15 protein-coding genes are annotated in these 13,525 nt (G+C 51.0%); 2 read left to right on the top strand and 13 right to left on the bottom strand.

Going from position 1 to position 13,525, the window contains the following annotated elements:
* Window positions 1-98: 98 nt before the first annotated feature.
* The 7 genes from fabG to NYE29_RS29115 all read right to left on the bottom strand — a co-directional run bounded on the left by fabG (window position 99) and on the right by NYE29_RS29115 (window position 5,494).
* Window positions 99-848 (bottom strand): 3-oxoacyl-ACP reductase FabG, encoded by a 750-nt coding sequence (gene fabG / locus NYE29_RS29085; RefSeq protein ID WP_076109230.1) that lies wholly within the window; start codon window positions 846-848, stop codon window positions 99-101.
* Window positions 849-881: 33 nt separating this feature from the next.
* Window positions 882-1,814, bottom strand: coding sequence for an ACP S-malonyltransferase (gene fabD / locus NYE29_RS29090; protein ID WP_340898613.1), 933 nt, complete (start codon window positions 1,812-1,814; stop codon window positions 882-884).
* A 97-nt stretch (window positions 1,815-1,911) separates the two neighbouring features.
* Entirely contained in the window at window positions 1,912-2,901 is a 990-nt protein-coding gene (locus tag NYE29_RS29095; protein WP_144024237.1) for a beta-ketoacyl-ACP synthase III, read from the bottom strand.
* 8 nt (window positions 2,902-2,909) lie between these two features.
* Window positions 2,910-3,899 carry a phosphate acyltransferase PlsX gene (gene plsX, locus NYE29_RS29100; RefSeq protein WP_038591196.1) on the bottom strand — a complete coding sequence of 330 codons (990 nt, stop codon included), beginning with the start codon at window positions 3,897-3,899 and terminating at the stop codon, window positions 2,910-2,912.
* Window positions 3,883-4,479, bottom strand: coding sequence for a transcription factor FapR (gene fapR, locus NYE29_RS29105; protein WP_340898615.1), 597 nt, complete (start codon window positions 4,477-4,479; stop codon window positions 3,883-3,885). The genes plsX and fapR overlap by 17 nt, the downstream gene beginning before the upstream one ends.
* Before the next feature lie 269 nt (window positions 4,480-4,748).
* Entirely contained in the window at window positions 4,749-4,922 is a 174-nt protein-coding gene (gene rpmF, locus NYE29_RS29110; protein ID WP_019911234.1) for a 50S ribosomal protein L32, read from the bottom strand.
* Window positions 4,923-4,984: 62 nt separating this feature from the next.
* A complete protein-coding gene (locus tag NYE29_RS29115; RefSeq protein ID WP_038591190.1) occupies window positions 4,985-5,494 on the bottom strand; it encodes a YceD family protein in 510 nt (169 codons plus the stop codon).
* A 149-nt stretch (window positions 5,495-5,643) separates the two neighbouring features.
* Here NYE29_RS29115 and NYE29_RS29120 point away from each other — a divergent pair, with 149 nt between their 5' ends.
* Window positions 5,644-6,882, top strand: a complete 1,239-nt coding sequence (locus tag NYE29_RS29120) for a nucleotidyltransferase (protein ID WP_076109227.1) — start codon at window positions 5,644-5,646, stop codon at window positions 6,880-6,882.
* Here NYE29_RS29120 and NYE29_RS29125 read toward each other — a convergent pair.
* Window positions 6,872-7,909: a SepM family pheromone-processing serine protease gene (locus tag NYE29_RS29125; RefSeq protein WP_340898616.1), complete on the bottom strand. Its 1,038-nt coding sequence runs from the start codon at window positions 7,907-7,909 to the stop codon at window positions 6,872-6,874. The genes NYE29_RS29120 and NYE29_RS29125 overlap by 11 nt on opposite strands.
* Before the next feature lie 154 nt (window positions 7,910-8,063).
* On the opposite strand from NYE29_RS29125, the gene NYE29_RS29130 reads away from it, so the two are divergent.
* Window positions 8,064-9,293 carry a nucleoside recognition domain-containing protein gene (locus tag NYE29_RS29130; RefSeq protein ID WP_340898617.1) on the top strand — a complete coding sequence of 410 codons (1,230 nt, stop codon included), beginning with the start codon at window positions 8,064-8,066 and terminating at the stop codon, window positions 9,291-9,293.
* Here the strand turns inward: NYE29_RS29130 and coaD are convergent.
* The 5 genes from coaD to cysK form a co-directional block, all read right to left on the bottom strand.
* A complete protein-coding gene (gene coaD / locus NYE29_RS29135; RefSeq protein WP_144024236.1) occupies window positions 9,265-9,783 on the bottom strand; it encodes a pantetheine-phosphate adenylyltransferase in 519 nt (172 codons plus the stop codon). The genes NYE29_RS29130 and coaD overlap by 29 nt on opposite strands.
* Window positions 9,767-10,375 carry a 16S rRNA (guanine(966)-N(2))-methyltransferase RsmD gene (gene rsmD, locus NYE29_RS29140; protein WP_038599635.1) on the bottom strand — a complete coding sequence of 203 codons (609 nt, stop codon included), beginning with the start codon at window positions 10,373-10,375 and terminating at the stop codon, window positions 9,767-9,769. The genes coaD and rsmD overlap by 17 nt, the downstream gene beginning before the upstream one ends.
* Before the next feature lie 839 nt (window positions 10,376-11,214).
* A complete protein-coding gene (locus NYE29_RS29145; protein WP_340898619.1) occupies window positions 11,215-11,553 on the bottom strand; it encodes a hypothetical protein in 339 nt (112 codons plus the stop codon).
* Between the two features lie 345 nt (window positions 11,554-11,898).
* Window positions 11,899-12,195, bottom strand: coding sequence for a hypothetical protein (locus tag NYE29_RS29150; protein WP_340898620.1), 297 nt, complete (start codon window positions 12,193-12,195; stop codon window positions 11,899-11,901).
* Between the two features lie 363 nt (window positions 12,196-12,558).
* The gene (cysK, locus tag NYE29_RS29155) at window positions 12,559-13,497 is read right to left on the bottom strand and encodes a cysteine synthase A (RefSeq protein WP_340898621.1); all 939 of its coding nucleotides are present in this window, start codon (window positions 13,495-13,497) and stop codon (window positions 12,559-12,561) included.
* Window positions 13,498-13,525 lie beyond the last annotated feature (28 nt).

Genomic DNA, 13,525 nt, shown 5'->3' on the forward strand with positions numbered 1-13,525 from the left:
TTATACGAGATATGAAGTCAAAATACCATAGAGCGTAAAAAACGCTTTCCGGGCGCTTCTTCCCGCTTCTCCCTTAATCCCTATACGCTGGTTTGATCTTACATGTACATACCGCCGTCCACATGAAGTGTCTGACCGGTCATGTAAGCTGCCCCTTCCGAGGCCAAAAATACCGCCGCCATAGCAATGTCCTCCGGCCGCCCAAGCTGAGCAAGGGGAATTCCCTTAATCAGCTCACTGCGGACTTCATCGGACAACTCACGGGTCATATCGGTGTCTATAAAACCGGGAGCGATGCAGTTCACGGTAATTCCCCGTGAAGACAGCTCGCGGGCCGCAGCCTTCGTCATGCCGATTACCCCTGCCTTTGCAGCAGTATAGTTAATCTGCCCAGGATTCCCCGTCACACCCACTACCGAAGAAATATTGATGATCCGCCCGTAACGCTGCTTCATCATCGGACGTGTGACTGCTTTTAGACAGTTGAACACGCCTTTGAGATTCGTTTCGATGACCTGATCAAATTCCTCTTCCTTCATGCGCATAATCAGGTTGTCCCTGGTGATGCCGGCATTATTAACGAGGATGTCAATCTTGCCCCAAGTGTTCAAGACCTCTTTAACGAGATTCTCCGCCTCATCGCTTTTGCCTACATTCGCCTTCAGGGCAATCCCCTCGGAGCCTAGCTCTGCTATCCGGGCTACTGTTTCCTGCGCTGCAGCTTCACTTCCGGAATAGTTCACGGCCACTTTCACGCCATGCTCTGCGAGTAGAAGCGCTATGCTGCGGCCGATGCCGCGGGAACCGCCGGTTACAAGGGCCGTCTGGCCTCTTAATGCTGAGAACATTCTGTATTCCCCTCCCTTTATCCTGCGCTGTGGTTAAGCCAAGCCATTGACTGTCTGGATGCTTTCCAGACTGTTGATATTGATCACCTTGACATTCTTGTCAATTTTGCGGATCAGTCCTGCCAGCACACTGCCGGAGCCAATCTCAACAAAGGTGTCCACACCGGCCGCAATCAGCCACTCCACACTGTCCTGCCAGAGTACTGGCGAGAACACCTGGCGTACCAGCAGCCCGCGGATTTCCTCGGGATCGGTAACCGGCGAGGCAGTAACATTGGCAATTACAGGAACTGAAGGCGCATTAAAGGTTACACCTTTCAGTTCAGCTGCCAGACGCTCGGCAGCTTCCTTCATCAAAGAAGAGTGGAACGGTCCGCTGACTTCGAGCGGAATCGCCCGCTTGCCTCCGGCTTCTTTTACACGCTGAACGACAGCATTCACACCTTCGAGCGATCCGGACACTACAATCTGACCCGGACAGTTGACGTTTGCCAATTCAACCGGGTTTCCCTCTGCGGAAATATTGTTGCACAGCTCAGCCAAAGCTTCGCGTTCTGCACCCAATACAGCTGCCATAGCGCCCTGTCCGCCAGGAACCGCTTCTTCCATGAAACGTCCACGGAGACGTACGAGGCGGACTGCATCCTCATAAGACAGTACGCCGGAAGCCACAAGAGCGCTGTATTCACCCAGACTGTGACCCGCAACGTAGTCTGGCTTCAGTCCATGCTTATTCAGCGCTTCCAGATAAGCTACACTGGTTGTTACAAGCGCAGGCTGTGTGTTTACCGTCTGCTTGAGTTCGCTGTCGGGACCTTCAAATACAAGTTTACTCAGCGGAAACCCAAGCACTTCATCGCCCTTCTCGAACACCGCACGGCTATCCGGCAGAGCGTCATATACATCCTTACCCATCCCAACTGCCTGTGCACCCTGGCCGGGAAAGACAAATGCGATTTTACCCATAAGTTCGAACTCCTTCCCGTAAACGGTGCAGCTGCCGGGCTTGCAAATCAAGCGGCAGGCACACCGAGTTCTTTGAATTCATTGCTCGTTTATATGCTTACCATTTCAGTACCGAGGCACCCCAAGTAAGGCCGCCGCCGAAGCCAACCATCAGCACGGTGTCGCCTTCCTTCATCCGGCCCTCTTCCGCTGCTTCAACCAGCGCGAGCGGAATCGAAGCTGCAGACGTGTTGGCGTATCTGTCGACGTTGATTACGCATTTCTCTTCCGGCAGATCCAAACGCTGCATAGCCGATTGAATGATGCGGATATTCGCCTGGTGCGGCACGAACAGATCAATATCTTCTTTAGTCAGACCTGCTTTGGTAAGCACACGCTCGGTAGCCGTACCCATCACCCGAACGGCGAACTTGAACACCTCACGGCCGTTCATGTAGATGAAATGCTTCTTGTCGTCTATCGTCTGCTGGGAAGCCGGCATACGCGAGCCGCCCGCTTCCATCTTCAGCAGGCTGCCGCCGGAGCCTTCGGCACCGAGATCAAAGGATTGGAAACCTCTGCCTTCCGGAACTTCGCCGAGAATAACCGCTCCCGCACCGTCCCCGAACAACACACAAGTGTTGCGGTCCGTGTAATCTGTAATCCGCGACAAGGTATCCGCTCCGATGATCAAAGCATTGTTATACATCCCGTTCTGGATAAATCCGGTTGCTGTTGCCAGACTGTAGACGAAGCCGGAACAGGCTGCGGACAAGTCAAAAGCCGCGGCTCCTTTGGCCCCCAGTTTGTCCTGCAGAATGCAGGCTGTGGACGGAAAAGAGCTGTCAGGTGTAACTGTTGCAATAATAATGAGATCCAGATCCTCCGCCTTCATGCCTGCTGATTCCAGCGCCTTCAGCGCAGCTTCATAAGCAAGATCCGAGGTCGCCTCATGCGGAGCGGCAATATGCCGTTCACGGATCCCTGTCCGGCTGACAATCCATTCATCATTCGTTTCGACTATCTTTTCCAAATCGCTGTTGGTTAATATTTTTTCGGGCACATATTTTCCTGTACCAATTATTCCTACCGGACGCAACTGTTTCATATCGTCACTCACTTCCCGCTAATTTCCTTGGATATGCTGGACACGAGACCCGCCTGCAGCGCAATCCGCGCTTGTCTGACTGCATTCTTAACCGCGTTACCGTCAGATGAGCCGTGCCCCTTCACTACCAGACCGCTAAGACCGAGCAGCGGCGCTCCGCCGTGCTCCTTGTAATCCATCTTCCCCTTGAGGCTTCTGAGCTCCGGCATCAGTATAGCCGCACCCAGCTTGGTTTTGAGCGAACGGCTGAACTGTTCCTTCAGTAGAGAGAACATAGCGCCCGCCGTACCTTCAAGTGTCTTCAGAAGAATGTTGCCCGCAAACCCGTCACAAACAAGCACATCACAATTACCCGTCAGCACATCACGTGCTTCAACATTACCAACAAAGTGAATTCCAGGCAATGCGGCTAGCAGAGGATACGCTTCTTTGGTCAATTCATTCCCTTTGCCCGGCTCAGTGCCCACATTCAGGAGCCCTACACGCGGCTTGGCAATTCCGTGCACTTTGCTGCGGTAGATGCTGCCCATCAGCGCGTATTGTGCGAGGTGCTGTGGCTTGGCATCCATGTTGGCCCCCAGATCAAGGGCGAGTACGCCGACATCATCGAGCGTCGGAATCATCGGAGCAAGTGCCGGGCGCTCTATCCCATCCATTCTCCCCACCACAAGCAGCCCCGTGGTCATCAGCGCGCCTGTGTTCCCGGAAGAGATCATAGCATCGGCTTCCCCTTCACGCACCATACGTCCAGCCACAACCATGGATGAATCCTTCTTGCGGCGGACTGCTTTGACCGGCTCTTCATCGGAGCCAATCACTTCCCCCGCATGACGCACCGTCACATTGGACGGCTTATTCTTCAGCAGCGGCTCAAGTCTGGCTTCGTCGCCGACGAGCACAATCTGCGTATCGCTCCATTCCGCGGCCGCGGACAATGCCCCTTCCACATTGCATTCAGGAGCATTATCGCCTCCCATGGCATCAATGGCGATCAGCACTGCGGTTTCCCCCTTCGCTGTATTCTTCAATTGCGGATCGGTACACTACAAAATGGCCCTGAAACACGAGTTCTTCTCCGACATACGTAAATACGTCCACCTCAGCTTTGCCGTTCCGGCCAGCGAGCGAACGCACCTGCGCTTTGGCAATACATTTCTCACCTAACCGGACCATGCACACAAACCGGATGTCGGCTGAAGCGGTCAGGGCAATTTCGTCATTGATCACGGCAACCGCCAGCGAATTGGCCTGTCCGAACACGTAGTGGCCACGAGCGATCCCGTTTCTGGAGAAGACATGCTCCTCACGAATTTCAAATATGGAAATGCCGCTCTTGTCCAGCTGCAGATCGACAATATCGCCGACCACTTCATCGGCAGGCAAGGAGCGCACCTGATCATAAGAATGTTCAGCCATTTGCTTCATCCGTTCACGCAGCTCCGGAATCCCCAGCTCCAGCCGGTCCAGACGGATGGTCTGAATGCTCACCTTGAGCTGCCGGGTTAACTCCCTGTCGGTCACAAATGGATTGCCATCAATAATACCCAGCAGCTGCTGCTGGCGCTCTTTCTTGGACATCCGCTCTATGGCGGCTCACCTCCTGGCACATGCTGAACTTAGCATCCGGCCGCGAGAAGGCCGCTAGCGTCATCAATATAAAGGTCATAAACTTCATTTAGAACCTGGTACTAATATGTAGTATAAAGCATGCTGCGGCAAAAATAAAGCTTTGCCTGAAAAGCGGCATAACCACACGGCTTCAGCCACACAATAACAGAGGGAAATCTTTACCCATCCCCAAAAAAATAGCACCCCACCATTAGATGAAGTGCTACTCTTATTAGAAACTATTGTTTGATGATCTCTCTTGCTTTGTAAGTTCCGCAAACTTTGCATACGTGGTGAGCCAGTTTCAGCTCTCCGCATTGTTCGCATTTCACCATGCCCGGCACAACCAGTTTGAAGTGGGTGCGGCGTTTGTCACGGCGTGTTTTGGACGTTCTCCGTTGAGGTACTGCCATTGTGTTACACCTCCTAATTCGGTTTTAACCCGCCTATCGCGGGATTTGTTCTTAGTCATACTTCATTTGAAAAAGTCTTTCAACCCAGCGAGTCGAGGATCGATCACTGTGTTGTCGCAACTGCAGGTGCCTTCGTTCAAGTTTTGTCCGCATTTCTGACAAAGACCAAGACAGTCTGCCTTGCACAATACCGAATCCGGCAAGTGCAGTACGAAGTTTTCTTCCACGAACGGGACAAGCTCCACAGTCTCATCTTTGATGTAAATGAGTTCATCATCTTCATCTTCGGGAAGAATTGGCTCCTTAAGCCACTTGAAAGTCTCCGCAAAAGGAATGTTCAGCTTACTGTTGACCTCGGTGAGACAACGTGAACATAACATGTCCACCTCTCCACTCAGTCTTCCCACCACGTTCACACAATCGGTATCCGCGGGCAGCGCTTTAAGGTCCACCAAGAGCGGTGCAACAGCAAGTATATCCTTTCGCCCTTTGACAAGCTCGCTGACATCCATAGTTTCATGAATATTCAGAGGCTCATCGACATTTGCCATTTTGCGAAAGTGAATCTTCATAATCATCACTCCAAACAAACAAAATTTATTATACCTATTATTACCGAACTTTGTCAACCATTTTCCCTTTATATTGTTTCAGTAAGAGGGACAATTTATGATATAACTATTAAATCACCATATTTCTCAGAATACGGAGTGAAGCAGCTGTGACAACCGTCGGCATAATAGCAGAATACAACCCTTTACATAACGGGCATGTCCACCATTTCAATGAAGCCAAAAAAATCTCCGGCGCGGACAGTGTGATCGTCATCATGAGCGGCCCGTTCACCCAGCGCGGCGAGCCGGCTGCGGTCAGTAAACGGGCCCGCACGGAGATGGCGCTGCATATGGGCGCCGATCTCGTGATTGAACTGCCGGTCGCTTATGCCCTTCAACCGGCAGAGTGGTTCGCCTTCGGAGCTGTATCCCTGCTGGAAGCGACCGGGGTCGTGGACAGCCTGTGCTTCGGCTCCGAAGCCGGCACTTTGGGTGAGCTGCTGCCGCTGGCCGGATTCCTGGCCGAAGAAAGCAGCGAGCTTCAGAGCGAGATCCGCCGCCGCATGGCGCTAGGCACGAGCTTCCCCGCCGCATACAGCGCCGCGGCAGCGTCCGTCTGGGAAGGGTCTCTCCCGTTAGAGGAAAAACCCTTCGATGCCGAAGAACTGCTGCGGCAGCCGAACAACAGTCTCGGCCTGCATTACCTGATCGCCCTGCGGCGGCTCGGCAGTGTCATCAGACCTCTTACCGTGCCGCGCACTGGCGCAGGCTTCCATGACCCGCTGCAGGCGGGGTCTTCGATTGCCAGCGCAACAGCAATCCGCCGGCTTCTTAATGAAGGCGGCTCGCCTGCAGAATTCATGCCAGAATATAGCGTGTCCATCCTAGAAAGAGAGCATGCAGCCGGCAGAGGCCCTTTGAGCCTGGAGGACTTCCGCACCCAGCTCCGTCATGTGCTGACTACGCATACTGCCGCGGAGCTGAGGTCCCTGCAGGATATGAATGAAGGGCTTGAGAACCGGCTGCTGAGAGTCATGCCGCAGCTTGAACAATTTTCGGTCAGCGAATTGCTGCAAGTATTAAAGAGCAGACGCTACACGCACACACGGCTGCAGAGATTGCTGCTGCATGCCCTGCTGAACCACAGCAAGGAGGAAATGACACCTTCCCGGCTGGCTCAAGGCCCCGGTTACATTCGGGTTCTAGGGTTCAGTGAAAGCGGCAGAAAGCTGCTCAAGAACATGAAGGGAAGTGCCTCACTTCCCGTTGTCCTGAGTCCTGCCCATTTCTCACATCCCATGCTTGAACGCGATCTCCAAGCCTCCGCCGCGTATGCCGGAGCTTTCGCCTATCCTCTGCGGACTGATCTGTACAGCGATTTCTTGCAGCCGCCGGTTAGGGTTTGACCGGCAGCTCTTCCATATATTTCAGCGCCTCATCCAGAGTGGATACAGGCACCAGCTTCATTGAGGTGCCTATTTTATCCGCTCTGGCTTTGGCTTCATCATAATTCTTAACCGGCACGAAAAAAATCTCCGCATCCTCCCGGTCTGCAGCAACAATCTTATGCTTCACTCCGCCAATGGCCCCTACCTTGCCTTCAGCGTCAATAGTTCCAGTTCCCGCTACCCGGTGACCTTTGGTTAAATCGCCTTTAGTAAGCTGGTTATAAATTTCCATCGTAAACATTAGGCCTGCCGAGGGTCCTCCGACACTGGTATCCACAAACCTGACCGCTTTTCCTGCTTCCTTCGGCTGTACCTTCTGCACCGCGCCAATCACAACCCCAAATCCTGGGCGGCCCGCCGCAGTCTCCTTGTCTTTAACCTCCACCAGTGTTACCTGTTCCTTGACTTCCTTACCGCTCCGCTGCAGTACGACTTCTACCTGATCGCCAACCTTGCTTGAGGAAAGCAGTTTGGAGAGCGCAGTGGGGTCAGGCACAGTTTGCCCTTGAACACGGATGATTTTGTCGCCTATATGAAATTGGTCCTGGCTGCTTTCCTCCGGAACCGAGAAGACATACAGATAGTCTACAACATCCTCATAAGGAACGCCCGCAGCATGATAGGCTGCCTGAACGGAAGAAGACTGGGAGCTGCTCATATAATACACCTGCTCAGCCGCATATTCCTGCTCACTCTTATCCCCTAGCCTGGTCTCTTTCAATACGACTTCCGCATTGGAATTAAACGCAGAAGCCACTAATAGGGCAACATTGGCGTAGCTCGCGGATACGGTCGTCATCATGAATGTGCCCTGCTCCTGCGGATCGGCATTCTCCACCTTGATCATCGGCGCCACCTCTGAAGCACTGCCCGGCTGATACACGAGATATGGAGTATTCATAAATACTGCAACATAGAGTATAACCACAAAAGTAAACAAGTAGGCTATGGCGCGAACGCCTACCCGGCGTTTCAGTTGCCTCAATGCAATTCCCTTCTTTCCCCGCGGCTCTATGCTTAAGTCTCCAAATAAACTTCGGAGCTGTATCCTCTCCGCTGTGGCATGATGGTTGTCTGCCGTGCATAAATTGATAACAGTCTCAGCCCATGTCCTAAGTTATGAAGAGGTGATGCTCATAATGAATAACTTTAAAATACGCCGGTTCACTTCAGCCTCGGTTCCCTTTCTGTCCGGGGCCGTTGCCATTGTGCTCGCCATTGCGATTATCTTATCGCCGGAGTCCTCCTTCCAGGCTTCCCTTCAGGGTCTGAAGCTCTGGTGGACGCTTGTCTTCCCGGCGCTTCTGCCCTTTCTGATGTTATCAGAAATGCTCACAGCCACGGGATTCGTGCATGGACTCGGAGTACTACTGGAGCCATTAATGACCAGAATTTTCCGCCTTCCGGGGGCCGGAGGCTGGACACTCGCACTCGGAATGACCGCCGGTTTCCCGGCTGGTGCAGGCGGAGTGCAATTACTGCATAAGCAGGGCAGCATTACGGACAAGGAGGCTGGACGTTTGGCTTCCATCGCCCACTTCGCCAGTCCGGTTACGCTGCTCATTGTAGTCGGCGTTGCTTTTCTGCACAGTCCTGCCGCCGGATATACCCTGCTGGCCATCCACTGGATTTCGGGACTTGCCGCAGGCGTAACCGCGACCCTGCTCACAGGTCGGCCGAAAACCGAAGCTCCGGTGGTAATTCCATCACAGCGCAAAACGGCTTCATTGCCCAGACGGATGCATCAGGCTGTATCAGAAGCCCGGGCAAGAGATGGCCGCGGATTCGGCAAGCTGCTCGGCGAATCCGTCTCAACTGCCGTTCAGAGCCTGATGGTCATCGGCGGCTACATGATTATGTTCGCTGTTGTCATAAATATTGCTACTTCTCTAGTTCCGCAGTTGCCTCCTGCTTTGGCGGCAAGTTTTCTGGAGATTCATCTCGGAGCAAATGCACTGACCTCAGAACTGACAGCACCTCACGACTTTAGTTCCATGGGGATCACAGGCCTGGCCCTGCTATCAGCTGCTCTCGGCTGGAGCGGAATTTGCGGCCAGCTCCAAGCACTTACCTTGCTTAAAAGGGCGAAAATCTCTTTCCTGCCTTATGCCGCCGTCCGCTTGCTGCATGGAGTATTTGCCTTTGCTTTTACCCTATTATTATGGACCCCGCTGATGAATCTCCGTGAAACCGTACTGCCGGCGGTGGCGGGTCCCGAGGTTGCCGAATCGACCGCAACACTGGGAGCATTGAACGTATGGAACGTAGTCCCCCAGTTGCTTGGCCTGCAATCACTGCTGCTGCTGGTGATCATCGCTCTGTCTGCCGCTGTATCTGCTGTTACTTGGCTCCGCCGTCTAAACGGCTGAATTTAAGCTTCATTGCCTGTTCTACCTCAGGGGTCACAAAATCCGACACATTCCCGCCAAAGTGGGCGATTTCCTTGACCACACTTGAGCTAAGGTAGGAATATTTCGGATTGGTCATCATAAAGATCGTTTCCGCTTCAGGGTCCAAATTATGATTAATGGATGCATTCTGCAATTCGTATTCGAAGTCGGTGACCGTGCGGATCCCGCGGACAATGACTTGAGCATCCTTTTGGCGAAGATAATTAACCAGCAGATCGCGGAAACTGTCAACCTCCACATTCGGAATATCCGCAGTAGCCTGCCGCAGCAGCTCTGTACGCTCTTCTACCGAAAACATCGGATTCTTGCTTAGGTTGTTAAGCACGGTAACAATCAGTCTGTCGAATTGTTTGGCTGCACGCCGGATAATATCCATATGTCCCATCGTTACCGGATCAAAGCTCCCGGGATAAATGGCAACACGTTCTTTTCTAATTTGCAGACTCATCATTACCCTCCTTACCACTCACAGCCTCTTCACGGAGAGCGGATTCATACTGATAAATTGAAATTGTCGTCTCGCCGTATACGGCCTGTCTGGTTCTATAGAACCCCGGAATATCCTCCGGATAGGCATAGCCTGATTCATGCTCCAGCACGATGACCGCGTCTGATCTAAGCAGACCTTTTTGCGCCATTGCCATCATCAGCTCATCCCCATGCTTTAGCCTGTACGGCGGGTCCAGGAACACAAGATCAAACGAACGTCCCCGCTTCTCCAGCGCGCTAAGGGCTCTGCCGGCATCATTGCGGTAAACCTCAGCTTGCGCTTCCAGCTTAGCTGCCTTCAGATTCGCACGCACCGTGTCGATGCTTTTCTGCTCCATATCCACAAATACCGCACTGTCCATCCCTCTGCTCAAGGCTTCAATGCCAAGACCGCCAGTACCTGCGAACAAATCAAGCGCTGCCCCGCCCTCGAAATAAGGACCGATCATACTGAACACCGCTTCTTTTACCTTGTCGGTTGTAGGCCGCGTTCCGCTGCCCGGAACACTCTTCAGGGGCCTCCCCTTTGCACTTCCCGATACAACTCTCAACGATTATTCACCTGCTCTATGTCTCTGTTTATTATGCCGCTTAAGGCACAAGTCCAAGCCTATAGTACCACAATTGTCTATTGAAATAAAAAGATTGTCTACCGTTGTCACATTGAGGCCGGCAGATTTTTTTTAACGTCCACAGGTATAAGACTGGAGCAACCGGGACATCATGTAACTATCGACATCACAAAATGTCGTAGACAACCGCGGAGCAGGCTTACGTTTCCCCATAAGCTCTTCGTCCGGTTTCTCCTCTCCCATGAAAGAGGCCCTAGAAATAGGGCCTCGATTTTTGTGTATAATAGCCTTATTATCAAGGGATTATTCAGAACAAGACACATAGTTAGTCCATCAACTATCGGCAATTGGGTGCCGATTAGGTGCCAACTCCCTCCCTCTATTCCTCCCCACCTGTTCCAGAAATCCAACCGCAGCACACTAGCATAGCAAAGATCGAGGAGTTTCTGCCGCCGGTACTCATACCTGCGGATATTCAAGACTTCCTGGGAATCGGCAGAGATCAGGTTTCTAAATTCCCCTTTTACGGTCGCCGGGCGACTATATTAATTTTCTACCGAGCTTCGCTGAAAAGTCATTCCGGCTCCTGATGTTTTTGCCGAAGCTCAGCAGAAAGTATTGTGTTACCTTCACCGAGTGAAGAAAAAGAACTTCGCACAACTGAATAGATATTCAATAGTACCCAGCGCAAAAAACCACTTTTATGCAAAACTCATATATAACATAATTTTGTGTACCTCAAACGGTCCTGAGAAGCGCCATAGAGCGAAAACGATGCAAACAAAAATCCGATGCCTGGGAGCACCGGATCAAAGTAACTATTTAATTCGCTTAAGCTGGGCTTCCTGGTCAATGGACCGAACTGAGAGTAGTTCAATAATCCGGTGCTGATTCTCCAGTAAAGACTCAACGTTAATTAAACGTTCGTTCGTTTCCAGCACCGCACGTTTAATTAACTCTTGGTCTTGTTTAGTACTCTGCTGCTCTATCTCCATTCGATCCAAGCGCTCATTGACGGTTACTATTTCCTTCTTAACAGAGGACACGTCTTCTTTAAGAGAGGATACGTCTTCTTTAAGAGAAGAAACCTCATCCTTAACGGGAACTAACTCTTCACGAATAACAGACCGTAATAACTGCACCAAATCATTATCCATGTGCTCCGCTCCTTCAAACTTAATATATAGATTGTACCAGAATCGGATTTTTTATTCTACTTGAGAAATTAGGGAGGTCACATATGCATGGCGAAAAGCAGCATAGAAAAACGCGGCAATAAGTCCTGGCGACTAACCGTTGAGCTAGGGTATGACGCCCATGGAGAACGAGAATTCGAGCACAAGAAAATCGTGTGGAATTTTGTTCTATAAACCCTTATGTATCAAGGGTCCAGCCAACTAATTTAGCAATACAATTCTAGCCGCTCACAAAGGGCAGAATTCGTATTAACATAAGGATAAAATAAAAAAAGTCCGACACCTAACCGCGCCGGACTGAGCAATCTATTTAATTCGCTTAAGCTGGGCTTCCTGTTCAATAGACCGTGCCGAGAGCAGTTCAATAATCCGGTGCTGATTCTCCAGAATGGATTCTATTTTGATTACCCGTTCGTTAGTGTCCAGTACAGCACTTTTGATCAAATGCTGGTCTTCCTCAATGCGTACCAGACGCTGGTCCATTTGTTCCAGATGCTGCCCTACACCATCCAGCCGTTCATCTATCCGATCCAAACGTTCATTTACAGGTACTATCTCTTCCCGAATAACGGATCTCAATAACTGCACCAAATCAGTATCCATGTGCTCCGCTCCTTCAAACTTAATATATAGATTGTACCAGAATCAAAATTTTTATTCTACTTTGGAAATTAGGGAGGTCCCATTAGAGACTTGATACAAATTAAACTTTTATCAACCGATAAGTACTGTTCTAGGTTTGACCTCTTCTATTCCAATTATTGAACCACTGTTGCTTAATGCCTCACTTAATTGTTTGTACAGCCATAATATTCTAATAGCTTCCCATTAAGTAAACGAATAAGTAAACGAAAATCAGATGGTATAGATTGATGATGTTTTATCTTGCAATTCTGCTTATTATATCGGGTTGCCCTTGGATAATCAGATTCTTGTTATCGTCGGAGTTACGTCCTGCAGAAGAATTTATTCCTCGTCATCAAAAAGTGGTGTAGACAAGTAGCGCTCTCCTGTATCCGGCAGGATAATAACGATGTTCTTCCCTTGATTCCCGGGGCGTTTGGCTATTTGCGATGCGGCATAAACAGCAGCTCCGGAGGAAATCCCTACAAGAAGGCCTTCTGTTCTGGCCAGACTGCGCGCCGTTTCGTATGCTTCTTCGTTCTTAACCTGAAAAATTTCGTCCACCACGTCTTGGTCAAAATTATCGGGCACAAAATTGGCTCCAATGCCCTGGATCTGATGCCCTTTTGGCTTGCCACCGGAAAGAACCGGCGAATCTGCCGGCTCGACAGCAATTACTTGCACGCCCGGTTTTCTCGCTTTCAATACTGCTCCGACACCGGAAATGGTTCCCCCAGTACCTACCCCAGCCACAAAAATGTCCACTTCCCCGCCGGTATCCTTCCAAATTTCTTCTGCAGTTGTGTCGCGGTGAATTTGTGGATTGGCCGGATTGCTGAACTGCTGCGGAATGAAAGAATTCGGGATTGCTGCAGCCAGCTCTTCCGCCTTGGTAACCGCGCCTAACATCCCTTCAGCCGCCGGGGTCAAAATAAGCTCAGCTCCAAGCGCCTTCAGCAGTTTGCGGCGTTCCACGCTGAACGATTCAGGCAGCACGATCATCAGCCTGTAACCAAGTGCAGCAGCCGCAAAAGCCAGTCCAATCCCGGTGTTTCCGCTGGTAGGTTCAATCAATACTGAATCTTTTTGGATCAGCCCTCTGGTTTCAGCATCTTTGATCATCGCAAAGCCGATACGGTCCTTTACACTACCAGCAGGGTTAAAGTACTCCAGTTTCCCGATAAGCTTAGCTTCAACCTGATGAGAATTGCTGTAATATGCCAGCTCCAGCAGCGGTGTATTGCCAATCAGATCGGTTAGATTCTTATAAATAGTTGTCACAACAATTCCTCCAATAAATTAATAATAC

Source organism: Paenibacillus sp. FSL M7-1046, assembly GCF_038007405.1.
Classification (GTDB): Bacteria; Bacillota; Bacilli; order Paenibacillales; family Paenibacillaceae; genus Paenibacillus_AQ.